At 67.9% G+C, this 16,315-nt stretch carries 15 protein-coding genes and 1 pseudogene; 5 read left to right on the plus strand and 11 right to left on the minus strand.

Features of this window, described 5'->3' with window-relative positions; all coding sequences use genetic code 11:
* Positions 1-50: 50 nt before the first annotated feature.
* From A5694_RS06420 to rfbA, 3 genes are read left to right on the plus strand one after another with little or no spacing between them, the layout of a single operon-like run.
* Positions 51-809 (plus strand): maleylpyruvate isomerase family mycothiol-dependent enzyme, encoded by a 759-nt coding sequence (locus tag A5694_RS06420; protein WP_064921008.1) that lies wholly within the window; start codon positions 51-53, stop codon positions 807-809.
* Between the two features lie 29 nt (positions 810-838).
* Positions 839-1,201 (plus strand): nuclear transport factor 2 family protein, encoded by a 363-nt coding sequence (locus tag A5694_RS06425; protein ID WP_064921009.1) that lies wholly within the window; start codon positions 839-841, stop codon positions 1,199-1,201.
* A 27-nt stretch (positions 1,202-1,228) separates the two neighbouring features.
* Positions 1,229-2,095: a glucose-1-phosphate thymidylyltransferase RfbA gene (rfbA, locus tag A5694_RS06430; RefSeq protein WP_064921010.1), complete on the plus strand. Its 867-nt coding sequence runs from the start codon at positions 1,229-1,231 to the stop codon at positions 2,093-2,095.
* 4 nt (positions 2,096-2,099) lie between these two features.
* Here the strand turns inward: rfbA and A5694_RS06435 are convergent, their stop codons facing one another.
* Positions 2,100-2,741 carry a TetR/AcrR family transcriptional regulator gene (locus A5694_RS06435; protein WP_064921011.1) on the minus strand — a complete coding sequence of 214 codons (642 nt, stop codon included), beginning with the start codon at positions 2,739-2,741 and terminating at the stop codon, positions 2,100-2,102.
* Positions 2,742-2,799: 58 nt separating this feature from the next.
* Between A5694_RS06435 and A5694_RS06440 the strand changes: the two genes are divergently transcribed.
* Both A5694_RS06440 and A5694_RS06445 read left to right on the plus strand, forming a co-directional pair.
* Entirely contained in the window at positions 2,800-4,236 is a 1,437-nt protein-coding gene (locus A5694_RS06440; protein ID WP_064921012.1) for a carotenoid oxygenase family protein, read from the plus strand.
* 9 nt (positions 4,237-4,245) lie between these two features.
* Complete coding sequence (locus tag A5694_RS06445; protein ID WP_064921013.1) at positions 4,246-4,737, plus strand: DUF1707 domain-containing protein; 492 nt, start codon at positions 4,246-4,248, stop codon at positions 4,735-4,737.
* A 28-nt stretch (positions 4,738-4,765) separates the two neighbouring features.
* Here A5694_RS06445 and A5694_RS06450 read toward each other — a convergent pair whose 3' ends face one another.
* From A5694_RS06450 to A5694_RS24920, 10 genes and pseudogenes are all read right to left on the minus strand, one after another.
* A complete protein-coding gene (locus A5694_RS06450) occupies positions 4,766-6,070 on the minus strand; it encodes a pyridoxal phosphate-dependent aminotransferase (RefSeq protein WP_064921014.1) in 1,305 nt (434 codons plus the stop codon).
* A gap of 64 nt (positions 6,071-6,134) precedes the next feature.
* The gene (locus A5694_RS06455; RefSeq protein WP_064921019.1) at positions 6,135-8,969 is read right to left on the minus strand and encodes a heterodisulfide reductase-related iron-sulfur binding cluster; all 2,835 of its coding nucleotides are present in this window, start codon (positions 8,967-8,969) and stop codon (positions 6,135-6,137) included.
* 235 nt (positions 8,970-9,204) lie between these two features.
* On the minus strand, positions 9,205-9,801 hold the full coding sequence (locus A5694_RS06460) for a hypothetical protein (RefSeq protein WP_064921015.1): 597 nt from the start codon (positions 9,799-9,801) through the stop codon (positions 9,205-9,207).
* 81 nt (positions 9,802-9,882) lie between these two features.
* Entirely contained in the window at positions 9,883-10,260 is a 378-nt protein-coding gene (locus A5694_RS06465) for a DUF3054 domain-containing protein (RefSeq protein WP_064921016.1), read from the minus strand.
* A gap of 29 nt (positions 10,261-10,289) precedes the next feature.
* Positions 10,290-10,943, minus strand: coding sequence for a hypothetical protein (locus tag A5694_RS06470; protein ID WP_082952548.1), 654 nt, complete (start codon positions 10,941-10,943; stop codon positions 10,290-10,292).
* Between the two features lie 47 nt (positions 10,944-10,990).
* A complete protein-coding gene (locus A5694_RS06475; protein WP_065019055.1) occupies positions 10,991-11,581 on the minus strand; it encodes a hypothetical protein in 591 nt (196 codons plus the stop codon).
* Between the two features lie 80 nt (positions 11,582-11,661).
* Entirely contained in the window at positions 11,662-11,844 is a 183-nt protein-coding gene (locus A5694_RS06480) for a hypothetical protein (protein ID WP_064921017.1), read from the minus strand.
* A gap of 13 nt (positions 11,845-11,857) precedes the next feature.
* A complete protein-coding gene (locus A5694_RS06485; protein ID WP_064921018.1) occupies positions 11,858-13,333 on the minus strand; it encodes an amino acid permease in 1,476 nt (491 codons plus the stop codon).
* 44 nt (positions 13,334-13,377) lie between these two features.
* Positions 13,378-16,227, minus strand: a pseudogene (locus A5694_RS06490) (RND family transporter).
* Positions 16,224-16,289 (minus strand): hypothetical protein, encoded by a 66-nt coding sequence (locus A5694_RS24920; RefSeq protein WP_428844259.1) that lies wholly within the window; start codon positions 16,287-16,289, stop codon positions 16,224-16,226. Before A5694_RS24920 ends, A5694_RS06490 begins: the two are co-directional and overlap by 4 nt.
* Between the last annotated feature and the right edge of the window lie 26 nt (positions 16,290-16,315).

Here is a 16,315-nt window from a genome sequence, read left to right on the forward strand (position 1 = left end):
GGCGGCGGCTGGCCCTTCTGAGCCGGCGCGCCGTCCACTAGCCTGGCGGCGTGGATTACGCCGCAGCATTGCTCGATGAGAACCGCGCCTTCGGTGAGCTGATCCGGTCCGGTGATCCCGAGCTGGCGATCCCGACCTGCCCGGACTGGAACCTGACGCAGCTGTTCCGCCACGTCGGACGCGGACATCGTTGGGCCGCACAGATCGTCGCCGACCGTCTGGACCACCCGCTGGATCCGCGCGAGGTCGTCGACGGCAAGCCGCCCGCGGACCCCGACGCGGCCATCGACTGGCTGCACGACGGCGCCCAGCGGGTGCTCGACGCGATCGCTGGCATCGGGCCGGACAATCCGGCGTGGACGTTTTTAGGTCCCCGCCCGGCGGCCTGGTGGCTGCGCCGCCGGTTGCACGAGGCGACGGTGCACCGCGCCGACGCCGCCCTGGCACTCGGCGCCGACTTCAACCTGTCGCCGGAATTGGCCGCCGACGGGATCTCCGAATGGCTCGACCTGGTCACCGCACGCCCCGGCCGCGACGGGCAATCGCCGCTGGCCGGCGGTCAGAGTGTGCACCTGCACGCCACCGATGAGGGCCTGGGATCGGCGGGTGAGTGGACGATCAGCCGGTCACCCGACACCGCCGCGCTGCGCTGGTCGCACGAGCACGGTAAGGGCTCGGTGGCGCTGCGCGGCCCGGCCCGCGACCTGTTCCTGGCGATGATGCGCCGGGTTGCGGTGGCCGACACCGATATCGCGGTGTTCGGCGACGCCGCGGTGTGGCAGGACTGGGCCGACCACACCGCGTTCTGAGGGCGCGTCCACACGGTAGTTTGCAGGGCATGAGCACATCGGAGATCGCCACCGTCCTCGCCTGGCACGACGCTCTGGCCGCCGGTGACGTCGACACCCTGGAGCAGCTGTCCAGTGAGGACATCGAGGTAGCCGACGCCGACGGTGCCGCGCAGGGCCACCAGGCGCTGCGGCAATGGGCAGCCTCGGCGCAGACCACCGCCGGGATCGGCCGGATGTACGTACACGGTGGGGTAGTGGTGGCCGAGTTGACGCCCGCCGAAGCCGGCGTCGCCGCCCAGGCGGTTGCCTTCCGGGTGGTGCACGATCACGTCACGGCGGTGTTCCGTCACGACGACCTCGACGCGGCGCTGACCGCCACGGATCTCACCGAGGCCGACCGCGCCGACTGACTGCGAGCGGCAGTTAGGCTCTACCCCATGCGCGGGATCATCCTGGCCGGTGGCTCAGGCACCCGCCTGTACCCGATCACCATGGGCGTGAGCAAACAGCTGCTGCCGGTCTATGACAAGCCGCTGGTCTACTACCCGCTGTGCACCCTGATGCTGGCCGGTATCCGCGACATCCAGGTGATCACCACGGGCCATGACGCGCCGGCCTTTCAGCGTCTGCTCGGCGACGGCAGCACATTCGGCGTCGACATCACCTATGCGGTCCAGGATCAGCCCGACGGGCTGGCGCGGGCGTTCGTCATCGGCGCAGAGCACATCGGCACCGACTCGGTCGCGCTGGTGTTGGGGGACAACATCTTCTACGGTCCAGGCCTGGGAACCAGTCTCCGTCGTCACCAAACCGTTTCCGGCGCAGTCATTTTCGCGTACTGGATGGCTGACCCGTCGGCGTACGGCGTCGTCGAGTTCGACGCGGACGGCACGGCGGTGTCGGTGGTGGAGAAGCCGACGACCCACCAATCCCACTATGCGATACCGGGTCTGTACTTCTACGACAACGACGTTGTCGAGATCGCCCGGGGCTTAAGACCATCCGCGCGGGGCGAGTACGAGATCACCGATATCAACCGGACCTATCTCGATCAGGGGCGGCTGCGGGTCGAGACACTGGCCCGCGGCACCGCCTGGCTGGACACCGGGACCTTCGATTCGCTGCTGGACGCCGGCGACTACGTGCGCACCATCGAGCGCCGTCAGGGGCTCAAAATCGGCATCCCCGAGGAGGTGGCCTGGCGGATGGGGTTCATCGACGAGGAGGCACTTGCGGCCCGCGCGCACGCCCAGCTGAAGTCCGGGTACGGCGGTTATCTGCTGGCGTTGCTGGATCGGCGCTGATCGGCTACCGAACGCCGGCAATCGTCGCCGCCGCGCGCTGCAGCGAGCGCTCGGCGTCTTCCCGCCGATCGCCCATCCCGACGAACATGTCGACGGTCATCGGGCCCAGGATGTTCGTGAGCGCACGGCCGTCCTGCTCGAAGGTGCCGACGATCTCCAGCAACACCACACCGTGGATCATGCTCCAGATCCGCCCGGCCAAATCCACGACGTCGTCCGCGCGGATCCTCCCGGCGGCGACGATGCGCTGCACGGCGGCCACGAGTTGGTCGAATGCGTGGTCTCCCACCGGCATTCCGGTGCTCGGCGTGCCGAGCAGCTGCGGCGACGCCAGGCCGAACATCAGCCGGTACCGCTGCGGATTCTCCAGCGCGAACTCGCGGTAGTTGTAGCCCATCACGAAGAAATCGGCCATCGGGTCCTCGATCCTCGGTCCCGCGCCGAGCGCAGCGCCGAACCGCTCAAACGACGCCGCGACAATCGCGTCCAGCAGGCCGTTCATTCCGCCGAAGTGGGTGTAGACCGCCATCGTCGACGCCCCGATCTCGGCGGCGACCTTCCGTGCCTGCAGCGCCTCGGGACCTGAGGTTTCCAATAGGTGCAGCCCGGCTTCGATCAAGCGCTCACGCGGATTCACCCTTGCCATCCTGCCATAACGGTGTTATACCTGACCCATAACATCGTTATGGCAAGGAGGTGCCGGGATGAGTAACCCGTATCTGGAGGGCGGTTACGCCCCGATCGCCCAGGAATACACCCTTACCGGCCTCGAGGTGTCCGGGACCATCCCCGACTACCTGGATGGCCGCTACCTGCGCAACGGCCCCAACCCGGTCGGCGAAATCGATCCCGCCGTCTACCACTGGTTCATCGGGGACGGGATGGTCCACGGCGTGCGGCTGCGCGACGGCAAGGCCGAGTGGTACCGCAACCGCTATGTGCGCGGGCCGCAGACCGCCCAAGCACTCGGCGAACCGCCACCACGCGGCCACCACCGCGGGACGATGGGCATCGGTGCCAACACCAACGTGATCGGTCACGCCGGGCGCACCTACGCGCTGATCGAGGGCGGCCTCTCCTGCTCTGAGCTGACCGACGAGCTGGACACTATCGGCGTCTGCGACTTCGACGGCACCCTGCCCGGCGGTTACACCGCGCACCCCAAGCGGGACCCGGACAGCGGCGAACTGCACGCCGTGTCGTACTCCTTCAATCGCGGCAACACCGTGCAGTACTCGGTGATCGGCACCGACGGCCGCGCCCGGCGCACGGTCGACATCGAGGTCACCGGCTCGCCGATGATGCATGATTTCTCGCTGACCGAAAACCACGTCGTCTTCTACGACCTGCCGGTGACCTTCGATGCGCGCCAGGTCGCCGAGGGATCGGCGCCCCCGGGTCTGCGGCTGCCGGTGCGACTGATCCTGAATGCCTTGATCGGGCGGGTGCGTATCCCGGACCCGGTCACCGCCCGGTTGCCGCGCCCCAAGGGCAGCGACCGCCGCATGCCGTATCGATGGAACCCGAAATACCCTGCGCGGGTAGGTGTTATGCCCCGTACCGGCGCCAGCTCAGACGTGCGGTGGTTCGACGTGGAACCGTGCTACGTGTTCCACCCGCTGAACGCATACGACGACGGCGACACCGTCGTGCTCGATGTGGTGCGTCACCCTAAGATGTTCGACACCGACCTTCGTGGTCCTGCCGAGGGTCCGCCCACGCTGGATCGGTGGACGGTGGACCTGGCCGACGGCAAAGTTCGGGAGTCCCGCATTGACGATCGGGGCCAGGAGTTCCCCCGGGTCGACGAGCGCCGGGTCGGCCGGCGGCACCGGTTCGGCTACGCGGTTGGCTTCAACGGCGACGGGTCGACGCTGCTCAAGCATGACCTCGTCGGCGGGTCGACGGCGAAGCGCTCGTTTGGTGCGGGAAAACAGTTGGGCGAGTTCGTCTTCCATCCCTCCGCAGCCGACGCGGCCGAAGACGACGGTGTGCTGATGGGCTTCGTCTACGACAGCGCGACCGATCGCAGCGGGCTGGCCATCCTGGATGCGGCCACGCTGGAGGACGTCGCCAATATCGCGCTGCCGCACCGTGTTCCCGCGGGCTTCCACGGCAACTGGGTGCCCACCGGGCAGTAGGAGGACGAGATGAGCACGAGGTTGGTAACGCCGTCGGAGCCCTCGATGCGGGTCGGCGATCCGGAGCGGGGCCACACTGCCGCCCGTCTCGGACAGGCATTCGCCCAGGGATACCTTTCAATGGAGGAGTACGAGACACGGCTGGGGCGGGCGTTTGGAGCTGAGACCGTTGGTGCTCTCGACGATCTGCTCGTCGATCTGCCCCTCGAGCGGATCGGCCGGCGGGACCCGCAGCGTCGTGCCGCGCGGCACGATGCCGCCCGGCGTGTCGTGCGGCTTCACCTGGCCGCCTACGTGGCCGTGTCGATGCTGATGATCGGCATCTGGCTGGCGACAGCCGTGGCCGTCGGCGCGTGGTATTTCTGGCCCGCCTGGCCCATTCTCGGCTGGGGCATCGGGATCGTGTCCCACGCGATTCCCGTTGGGGCGTGTGGGCGAAGGGCTTCCCGTGCCGCCGACCCTGTCGTTAGCGCGTTCGGTACTCGAACTTTCCCGCGCTAACAACAGTTTCGGCGCAAACGGCGAACAACTACACCCGGTAGCCGACCAGGAAATTGCCCAGGCGTTCGATCGCACTGGACAGGTCACGAGCCCACGGCAGCGTCACGATCCGCAGGTGGTCCGGAGCGGGCCAGTTGAATCCGGTGCCCTGGGTGACCAGGATCTTCTCCTGCAACAGCAGATCCAGGACCAGCTGCTCGTCGTCCTCGATCGGGTAGACCTCGGGGTCCAATCGCGGGAACGCGTACAGCGCACCGCTCGGCTTGACGCAGGAGACGCCGGGAATCTCATTGAGCTTGCTCCAGGCGACATCGCGCTGCTCGAGCAGGCGCCCGCCCGGCAGGACCAGGTCGTCGATGCTCTGGTGACCGCCCAGCGCCACCTGAATGGCGTGCTGGGCCGGCACATTGGGGCACAGCCGCATGTTGGCCAGCAGGTTGATGCCCTCGAGGAAACTGGTCGCGTGCTCCTTGGGGCCGGTGATCGCCACCCAGCCCGCCCGGTAGCCCGCCACCCGGTAGGCCTTCGACAGCCCGTTGAAGGTCAGGCACAGCAGATCCGGCGCCAGGGTGGCCAGGTTGATGTGCTCGGCGTCGTCGTAGAGGATCTTGTCGTAGATCTCGTCGGCCAGCAGCAGCAGCTGATGCTTGCGGGCCAGCTCGGCGATCTGGCTGAGCACCTCCCGGCCGTAGACCGCTCCGGTGGGGTTGTTCGGGTTGATCACTACCAGCGCCTTGGTGCGCTCGGTGATCTTCGACTCCATGTCGGCGATATCGGGCTGCCAGCCCTGCGTCTCGTCGCACAGGTAATGCACCGGCGTGCCGCCGGCCAGCGAGGTCGACGCCGTCCACAACGGGTAGTCCGGCGCCGGGATCAGCACCTGGTCGCCGTTGTCCAACAGCGCCTGCAGCACCAGGGAGATCAGCTCCGAGACCCCGTTGCCCAGGTACACGTCATCGACGTCGAAGCGGGGGAAGCCCTCGACGAGCTCGTAGCGGGTGACCACGGCCCGGCGGGCCGGCAGGATGCCTTGGGAGTCCGAGTAGCCCTGCGCGTACGGCAGTGCCTGGATCATGTCCCGCATGATGACGTCGGGCGCCTCGAACCCGAACGGTGCCGGGTTACCGATGTTGAGCTTGAGGATGCGGTGCCCCTCGGCCTCCATCCGGGCGGCCTGGGCGTGGATCGGACCGCGGATCTCATAGAGGACGTCCTGCAGCTTGGTCGACTGCGCGAACGTGCGCTGCCGCAGCTGGCTGCCGGGAGCAGGCCAGGGCATCTGGTGGGGCAACTGATGAGCGGTCACGTCGACAATGGTCCCATAGCTGTCCAATCAAAATTTGCCCGAGAAACAGATCGGGGCCGTATGTGCACCCACACGGCCCCAACCTGTTATCTCAGCGTTTGCCCGGTGGCCTTGCCCCGCGCTGGATGCCCAGGCCCTTCACCGGAGGCTGTTCCTTGGGAGCTTCGGCCTGCGGAGCAGCCTCGGCGGGGGCCTCGGCGGGGGCGGCTTCAGCGGCCGGCTGAGCGGCCGGCTCGGCCTTGGCGGGCTCGGCTGCCGCAGCCGCCGGTGCCTTCTTGGCCCCGGGCTTGCGGGCGCCTGCCGCCATCCCCAGCCCCTTGACCGGTGGGGCAGCCGCGGGCTCCGCGGCGGTGCTGGTCGGCTCGCTGGCCGTGCTGGCCGGTTCCGCCGCGGAGCTGACGGGTTCGGCCGGGGCCGCCGCCTTCTTGGCGCCCGGGCGCTTGGCGCCACCGGCGATACCCAAGCCCTTCACCGGAGCAGCCGGAGCAGCCGGAGCAGCCGGAGCGGCGGGGCCGGCCGCCGAGGCCTCCGGGGCCGCCGCCTTCTTGGCACCCGGCCGCTTGGCCCCACCGGCCATCCCCAGCCCCTTGACCGGGACTGCGGTTGTGGCCGCGGCTGCCGGCGCCTCGGCGGGCTTGGTCGCCGTCGCGGTGGCCGCAGCCGCCGGTGCGGGTGCCTCCTGCTCGACCTTCTTGGGGGCCCGCGTGGCGGCCTCGGCCGCGGCGGTGCCCTTGGCCGGCAATGTCACCCCGGACAGGTCCAGCGAGTCCAGCAGCAGCTGGGCGATGTCGCGCACGTCCACACCGGAGCGCCCGGAGGCCTCGATGCGGTCGTCGAGACCGTCGCTGACCATCACCCGGCAGAACGGGCAGGCGGTGGCGATGGTGGTGGCGCCGGTGGCCAGTGCCTCGTCCACCCGGTCGTGGTTCACCCGCTTGCCGATGTGCTCTTCCATCCACATCCGGGCCCCGCCGGCGCCGCAGCAGAACGAGCGGTCGCGGTTACGCGGCATCTCGACCAGGTTGGCGCCCGCGGCGGTCACCAGCTCACGCGGCGGCTCGTAGATCTTGTTGTGCCGGCCGAGGAAGCAGGGGTCGTGATAGGTGATGTCGCGCGAGACCGGGGTGACCGGAATCAGCTTCTTGTCCCGGACCAGCCGGTTGAGCACCTGACTGTGGTGCAGCACCGTGTACTCGCTGCCCAGCTGCGGATATTCGCGGGAGATGGTGTTAAAGCAGTGCGGGCAGCTGGCGATGATCTTGCGCTGCGGCTTGTCCAGGCCGTCGAAGACCTCGTTGAGCATCTCGACGTTCTGGGTGGCCAACTGCTGGAACAAGAATTCGTTGCCGGAGCGGCGGGCCGGGTCGCCGGTGCAGGTCTCGCCGGTGCCCAGCACCAGGAACTTCACCCCGGCAGCGGCCAGCAGCTCCGCGGTCGCCTTTGTGGTCTTCTTGGCGCGGTCCTCATAGGCGCCCGCGCAGCCCACCCAGAACAGGTACTCGAACCCGTCGAAGCTGTCGACGTCCTGGCCGTAGATCGGGATGTCGAAGTTGAGCTCGTCGATCCAGGCGGTGCGCTCGCTGGCGTTCTGCCCCCACGGGTTGCCCTTGTTCTCCAGGTTCTTGAACAGCACGGCCAACTCGGACGGGAACTCCGACTCCACCAGCACCTGGTAGCGGCGCATGTCCAGGATGTGGTCGATGTGCTCGATGTCCACCGGGCACTGCTCGACGCAGGCGCCGCAGTTGGTGCACGACCACAGCACGTCGGGGTCGATCACGCCGCCCTGCTCTTCGGTGCCGACCAGCGGCCGGGTGGCCTGCTCGGGACCGGAGCCGGGAACCCGGCCGAATCCGGACTCCGGGACGTGGTGATGTTCGCCGCGACCGGACTCGATGTAGCCACCCTCGGCGGTGGCGTCCTTCTCGCCGAGCAGGTAGGGCGCCTTGGCCATCCAGTGGTCGCGCAGATCCATGACCAGCAGCTTCGGGCTCAACGGCTTGCCGGTGTTCCAGGCCGGGCACTGGGATTGGCAGCGGCCGCACTCGGTACAGGTGGCGAAGTCGAGCATGCCCTTCCAGGAGAAGTCGTCGATCTTGCCGCGGCCGAACACCGCGTCCTCCGGCGGGTTGTCGAAGTCCAGCGGCTCGCCGTCGTACTCGATCGGCAGCAGCGGTCCCAGCCCGTTGGGCAGCCGCTTGAAGGTGACGTTGATCGGGGCCAAGAAGATGTGCAGGTGCTTGGAGTGCAGCACGATGATCAGGAACGCCAGCGCCACCCCGATGTGCAGCAGCAGTGACACGGTCTCGATGGTCTCGTTGGCGGAGCGGCCCAGCGGCTCCATGATCTTGCCCATCAGCTGGGACACGAACGCGCCCTTGCCGTACGGCAGGCTGCCGGTGTTGACGGCCGCCCCGCGCAGCAGCAGGAAGGTCCAGACCACGTTGAGGATCATCACCAGAATCAGCCAGGCGCCACCGTTGTGTGAGCCGTAGAACCGCGACGCCCGGCCGATCTCGCGGGGGTTGCGGATGACGCGGATGATCATGAAGGCGAAGATCGACAGGGTGACCGCGGTGATGAAGAAGTCCTGCAGGAAACCCAGCGCATCCCAGTGGCCGATGACCGGGATCGCGAAATCGTGCTTGAACAGCTGACCGTAGGCCTCGATGTAGACGGTCAGCAGCACGAAGAACGCCCACATGGTGAAGAAGTGCGCGATACCGGGGATCGACCACTTGAGCAGCTTGGCCTGGCCGGCAACTTCACGGATCTGTGTCCAGACCCGCCTGCCGACGTCGGTGGTCCGCTCGGCCCCGACCTTCTGACCAGTCATCACGAGCCGGTACAGCCAGAACACCCGGCGTGCGGAGAAATAGCCGACGATCGCCGTCATGGACAGGCCGACGACCAGCCTGATCATCATCTGGACATTCTCGGTCACGGAGCGTCTCTCCCATCCCCGAGTTACCGGCCAGTAACTTAGGTGTGGTTACTGGCGGGTAACTATCGCCAATCTTGCGCAAGACCTGTTCAAGCGCTGCTTGATGCTCGGCCCATAGTGCCACCCCATTGCGGCCCAGCGCGACACAGGCTGGCCTAACTGTATCGATTGGCGGCTGTTCCGAGGGGCTTTCTCGCCCGGGGAGGCTAATGGCCGGTCACAGTCCGGGCGGCAGCGGGATGACGATCTCCGACGGCGGTTGCGCCGCCGCGGTCGTGGTGGCCGGCGCCTGGGTGGTGGTCTCCGCCGTGGTGGTCGGGGGTGCGGTGGAGGCCGTCGTGGTGGTCGGAGCGGTGCTGGTCGGTGGTTCCGTAGTGCTCGGGGGCTCAGAACTAGACGGCGGCGGTTCGGTCGTCGGAGCCGGGGGCGTGCTTTCGCCGGGGGTGGTCTCCGGGGCGGGGGCGGGGGCGACCGGTGTGTCGCCAGGGCCCGCTGTGGTGGAGGTGACCGACGTCTCGGATGTCGTGGCCGGTGTGGTGTCACCGGATTCCTTGTTCACCAGCCGGACCATGCCCCAGACCAATCCGGCGATCAGCAGTGCGGTCAGCACGCCCCAGCCGATCAGCGCGAGCGGCTGCAGGTACCAGGGGGTCGGCGGCGGTTCGGGCGGTGCGGACCAGTCGGCCTGCGGCCCGCCGGCTTCGCGGTACTCGCTGTAATAGCCCGCCGGCTCGCTGTAGTTGCCGCCCGCGCGGTAGTCATAGCCGGCCATCTGCGTCGGTTCGTTGTTCGGATCGTCCGGCGTTCGTTCCACGCGCACCAATGGTAGGTGCGGTGGCTGACGAAAGGCCGCGTCGCCACCTGACGAGTAGCTGTGCCGGCTACCGGCGCCGGGTCATTCCCGACCGGTGGCCGCGCGTCGCGCGACGAGCGCGAACACTGCTCGCCAGCCGAGCAAAAAGACGGCGGTCACCGTCGACGCGACGAGTACGAAGGTCCAGGCCACACCCGCGGCTGTCGCAGCGCGCAAGGCCATGCCGATCAGCACCGTCGATATCCAGACGATCACCCCGGTGGGCACCAGGGCCGTGGGCCGCAGCCAGCCGCGAGACAACAGCCAGCCCAGGATCGTGCCGCTCAGGAAGGGCCAGGCCGTCGCCGCCAAGCCGGCGAGCGTGATGCCCTCGTCGTGGCTGCGCCGGCCGAGGGCGCAGAAGATCAGCACAGCCACCAGGTCAACGCCGAGCCAGGCCGGGGTCCGCTGCGGTTGCATGCGGCGAGCGTACTGGGCCGGGTCGCGGTCTACCGGCGTGGCGGGATGGTGATCACCGTCGGCAGTTCCGGAACCTTGGGGATCGGCGGAATGGTGATCACCGACGGCAGCGGCGGCAGATGCGGGCGGTGGTGATGCGAGTCGCCGGGCGGCGGGGGCTGCTGCGCCGGCGGTTGCTGCGGCGGGGCCTGCCGGGGTGGCGCCGCCGGTGGCGCCGACGTGCTCGAGGAACTCTCCGCGGTGGTGGTGGTCGTTGTGGTACTGGTCGTGGTCGTGCTGGTGGTGCTCGACGAGCTGGTTCCCGGTGCGGTGCCGCCCCCGGGGCCGCGGCTGGTCAGCTGGACGATGCCCCAGATCACCAGTCCGAGCATCACCGCGATCAGTCCGAACCAGGCGATCAGCACCGATCGCCGCCGAAACCAGGGCGTGGGTGCCACTTCGCCGAAGTCCACGGTGTCCGCTTCGCCGGCGGCAGGCTGTTCGAACGGGCCGTAGGCCGCGTACTGGGTCGGTGCGTTACCGGGGTTGTAGCCGGGACCGCCGGGTTGGTGGCCCGGGCCGGCGGGCCCGAAAGGTGCCGGCCGCGGCCCGGGCGGCTGAGGTCCGCGCTGGCCGTATTGGGTGGATCGGGTCGGGTCGTCGCCGGGTTTGCCGGGGCCGTCTGAAGATCCGAAGCGCGCCATTCCAGCGATCGTAATGGAAGGCGGTGGTCGGTGACCCGAGTGAGAGGTCAGAACGTTTCGACGTTGTCGATGCTGACGAACATGCCGTGACCGGTGCGGTCATTGGTGAATCGGGTGCCGTCGATATCGGCCTTGATGCGCCAACCCTGCGCCTGATAGGTCAGGTAGTCGATGGTGACGACCGGGATGTCGCCCAGGTTGCCCAACACCCACTGCACGGTGCCGTCGGAACTGACGCTGACGCCGTTGGCGTGTTCGCCGTCCTTGAGCGGGGTGTTGGTGAACTGTGCCTCGCAGTCGACCTGCCGAGTCGAGATCTGGCAGCGGGTCCTGCCCGACTTCGTCTCGATGAAGACGTAACCGTTCTCGTCCGGCGGCAGGACGACGCCGGCGGGCACCTTGGTGCTACTCGAGGGGGGCGGTTTGGACGGGGCCGGGGAGCTCGGCGGTGCGGTGGTAGGCCGGGGCGTTCGGAACGACGGCTCCGGTGGCCCGCCGCCGCCGGGGGCCGCGGTCGGGTTGCCATCGACGGTGGAAGTGCAGCCGGCTAGCAGCAGCGCGACCGCCAGGGTCAGCTGCCTGCCGCTCGCCTTCGTTGTCACCCGATCCGATACCTGCACACAGTCCCCCGCCGACATAGATTGACGTCCACCCTACGCACCCTGTGACTCGAGTGGCTGCAGTGACGCGCGGTCCTTCCGGGCCATCGCGGCGCGGCTTAGGAGAAGTCGCGGAACGCCAACGCGCCGCCGGCCACCGCCGTCACCGCGGCCAGACCGTAGCCGAGCACCGACCACCAGCCGGCGTGCAGATAGGCGGTGAGGGCCACGATCGCGATCGCACAGAAGATCAGGGCCATTCCGTACAGCGGAGGATTAGCTGCATATCTGTTGCGGCCCACGGGTTTTCGCCTCCTACTCGTCCGCTTCGGCCTGCGCGGCCACCGGTTGCTCGGGGGCGGCCGGGGCGAGTGCGGCCGCGGCCGTCACCCGCTCGCGCACCAGGTACCAACCGATGACCAGTGCCGGTGTGCCGACGAGCAGTACCGCGCGAATGAACGGGCCGCTGCGCTCGTCGACGACCATCAACACCAGAACACTGGCCAAGAACACCAGCGTCAGGTAGCCGCTGTAGGGGGCCAGCGGCATCCGGAACGAGGGCCGCTGCAGGACTCCGGCTTTGGTGAGGCGGTGGAACCGCAGCTGGCAGGCCACGATCGTCGCCCACGCCGCCATCACCCCGAGCGCCGCGATGTTGAGCACGATCTCGAACGCCTGCCCGGGTCGCACCGCATTGAGTACCACGCCGAGCAGCCCGACCGCGCTGGTCAGCAGAATGCCGCCGTAGGGCACCCCGTTGCGGGACATCCGGCCGGTGAACGCCGGACCGCTGCCGTTGACCGCCATCGACCGCAGGATCCGCCCGGTGGAATACAGCCCGGCATTGAGGCTGGAGAACGCCGCGGTGAGCACCACCAGGTTCATCAGGCTGCCGGCGCCGGTGAAGCCGATCTTGGAGAAGAACGTGACAAACGGGCTCTCGTGCTCCTTGTACGCGGTGTAGGGCAGCAGCAGCGCCAGCAGCACCACCGAGCCGACGTAGAAGATCCCGATCCGGGCGATCACCGAGTTGATCGCGCGCGGCATGATCTTCTCGGGCTCGGCCGTTTCACCGGCCGCGGTGCCGACCAGTTCGACCCCGGCGTAGGAGAACACCACCCCGGAGGTCACCAGCACCAGCGGCAACAGGCCAGTCGGGAGAAATCCGCCGTTTTGGGCGATGAGATGCAGGCCGGTTTCCTGGCCGTCGACCTGGTAGCGGCCGCCCAAGAAGACGGTGCCGACCACCAGGAACGTCATCAGCGCGATGACCTTGATCAAGGCGGCCCAGAACTCGAGCTCGCCGAAGAGCTTCACCGAGATCAGGTTCATCGACAGCACCGCCAGCAGTGCCACCAGCGCCAGCAGCCACTGCGGGACCGCCCCGAACAGGTGCCAGTAGTGGAAGTAGCTGGCGATCGCCGTGGTGTCGACGATGCCGGTCATCGACCAGTTCAGGAAGTACAGCCAGCCGGCGACGAAAGCCGTTTTCTCGCCGAAGAACTCGCGCGCATAGGAGACGAACGATCCCGACGACGGCCGGTGCAGCACCAGCTCGCCCAGGGCGCGCAGGATCAGGAACACGAAGCCGCCGCAGATCGCGTAGACGATGAACAGGCCGGGGCCGGCCGAGGCGAGCCGACCGCCGGCGCCGAGGAATAGCCCGGTGCCGATGGCGCCGCCGAGCGCGATCATCTGCAGCTGTCGGGGGGCCAGGCCCTTGTGATAACCCTCGTCTTCGCGGGCCAGTACAGCGGCAGGCGCCAGGTGAGGGTCGGGTGCGTGTGGCATTGCGCGGTTATTGTCCCTGTCGTCGTGAAGTCCGTGTCATGGTGTCAGAGGCTTCCACGAGTAGCCAGCCGGTGCCGGATCCCGGTGGGCCACCAGAACCATGGACCCAGCAGCCGGGCGAGTGGCAGCACCAGGAAGAGCCGGACGATCATCATGTCGAAGATCAGCCCGACGCAGATCGTCGAACCGGCCTGACCGATGTTCACCACGTCGCTGGAGAGCATCGCCAGCATGGTGCCGGCCAGCACGAAGGCCGCCGTGACCACCACATTTCCCGAACCTGCCATGGCGCGGATGAGCCCGGTGCGGATTCCGCCGCCGAGTTCCTCGCGGTACCGGGACAGCAGCAGCAGGTTGTAGTCGCATCCCACCCCGACCAGCACGATGAAGGCGATCGGGACCGTCAGCCAGTGCAGCTGGATGCCCAGCAGGGTCTCCCAGATGAAGCTGGACAGCCCCAGGCTGCCGGCGAAGGAGAGGATCACGGTGATGAGTACGACGATCGAGCCGATCAGGGCCCGGGTGATGACCAGCACGATGATGAAGACCAACCCGAACGTGGCCAGCATCATGATCATCAGGTCGTTGCGGGAGAACGCCTGCACGTCCCGGTAGTTCGACGCCGCACCGGCCCAGAGCAGCTGGGCGCCGGACAGCGACGTCCCCTTGATGGCTTCCTGAGCCGCCGCCGCCGCGTTCTGCACTTGCCGGATGCCCTGCGGACTCATCGCCTCGCCCTGATGGAAGACCATGAAGCGGGCGCCGGTGCCGTCGGGCGTCATCAAGATGTCCAGGCCGGTCTTGAAGTCCTCGGTGGCGAAGGCGTCCGGCGGCAAGAAGAAGAAGTCGTCGTTCTTGGCGTTGTCGAACGCCTGCGCCATGTCGATCATCGGAGGGATCATCGTCTCCAGCTGCGGGATGATGCTGCTCATCGTGCTCTGCGTGGCCAGTGTCACCGACCGCATGGTCGCCATGTGGCCGGCCATGCCGTGCAGGGCCGCCACCATCTGCGGGGTGACGGTGTCGATGATGGTGAGGCCGTCGATCATGGCGGCCATCTCCTCATCGAATTTGTCGATGTTGTCCGACAAGTCGTGCGCCGAGCGCAGCGCCCAACAGATCGGGATGTCGAAACAGTGCGGCTCCCAATAGGTGTAGCTGCGCAGCGGTCGCACGAAGTCATCCAGGTCGGCCATCTGGTCTCGCGCTGTCGCGGTGATGTCCTTCAGGCGCTGCGCGGCCTCGCGGGATAGCCGGGTGCCCACCGCCATCCGGCTGGTCGCCTGCTCCATCTGGCGGGTCGATTCGATGGTGTCGGCCATCTTGGCCGCCATCGTGTCGATGTCGGCGATGCGATCGCGCAGGAAGCCGATGTTTTCGCCGATCTTGGTGCCCATTGAACCCATGGCGTACGGCAGCGAGGCGTGTTCGAGCGGTCGCCCGTTCGGCCGGGTGATGTCCTGCACCATCGAGATACCCGGGGTCCGGAAGATGCTTTTGGCGACCCGGTCCAGGCTGATCATGTCGGCGGTGTTGCGCATGTCGTGATCGGCGCGCAGATACAGCACGTCGGTGGAGAGTTGGCTCTTCGGGAAGTGCTGGTCGGCGGCCGCGTAGCCCTGCACCGATTCGACGGACGCCGGCGCGAAATCCCGGTCGTTGTAGCTCACCTGGTAGGTGGCGAGGTTCAGGATGCACAGCGGAAGCACCAGCGCGGCGATCGCCATCACCGGGATGGGCCAGCGGGCGATCACGGTGCCCAGCTGCCGCCAGGCCGGGCTCGTCGGTCGGGGTTCCTCGAGGTATTTGATCTTGCTGCCCAGCGTCAGCAGGGCGGGCCCGAGAGTGAGGGCGGCGGCGACGGCGACGATCATCGCCACGAAACACGGTGGCCCCAGGGTGCGGAAGTAATTGAGGGTGGTCAGGCTCAGGCACAGCGTTGCCCCGGAGATGGCCACACCCGAGCCCAGGATCACATGCGAGGTGTTGGCCACCGAGTCTTAGTAGGCGCTTTCCTTGTCCAGGCCCTTGCGGCGGGCTTCGTGGTAGCGGCCCAGGTAGAAGATGCCGTAGTCGGTGGAGACACCCAACACCAGGCCGACGACCATGTTCATGGCGAACGACGAGATGCCGATCAGCTGGGCGCCGACCAGAAAGGAGACGACGCCGCGCGTCGTCGCCAACGTGACCAGCACCCCGGCCAGCGGGATCAGGGCGCGCGTCGCCGAACGGTAGGCGATGAGCAGCATCGTGACGATGATGACGATGGTCACGATGGTGAGCGTGACCATGCTTTCGTCGGCGGCGCGCAGCGTGTCCGAAGCCAGCGGCGCCGGGCCGCTGACGTAGACGTTCAGGCCGTCGGGTTTGGGAACCTGAGCCACGATGTCGCGAATCGCCTCGATCGAGTGGTTCGACGCAGCGTCCCCCAAGTCGCCGGTGGGGCGGATCGTCAGCGTGGCCGCCTCGCCGTCGGCGCTCTGCGCCCCCGACATCGTCGTGGGCCTGCCCCACAGGTTCAGCAGCGACTGGACGTGCTTTTTGTCATCGAGGAGCCGGTCGATGAGTTGGTCGTAGTAGCGGTGATCCTGCTCGCCGAGTTTGCGCCCGGGGGTTACCAGCAGAACCGCTCCAGCACTGGTGTAGTCGGACTCGTCGAAGGCGCGGCCCTGCAGGATCGCCGCCTGCGACGAGGGTGCGTCGCGCGGGACCATGGCCTCGGCGTTCTCCGCGGTGTTCTTCTCGATGCTCGGGACGAAGATGTTGGTGACCGCGGCGGCCAGCACCCAGAACAGCACGATCGGGATGGCCAGCTTGCGCAGCAGCCGCGCGGAGCGCGGACGCCGGGCCGGTTCGTCGGCCGGTGCTTCGGCGTCGGACTCCTCGGCGCTCATGCCGCAGTCACGGTGCAGGCCGCCGCGGCAGCATGGTGGGCGACCGACCGCTCGTCGCGCACCCGGCCGTCGACGCGGATGCGGCAGC

Origin of the sequence: Mycolicibacter sinensis (assembly GCF_001667945.1) — a bacterium.
Lineage (GTDB): Bacteria > Actinomycetota > Actinomycetes > Mycobacteriales > Mycobacteriaceae > Mycobacterium > Mycobacterium sinense_B.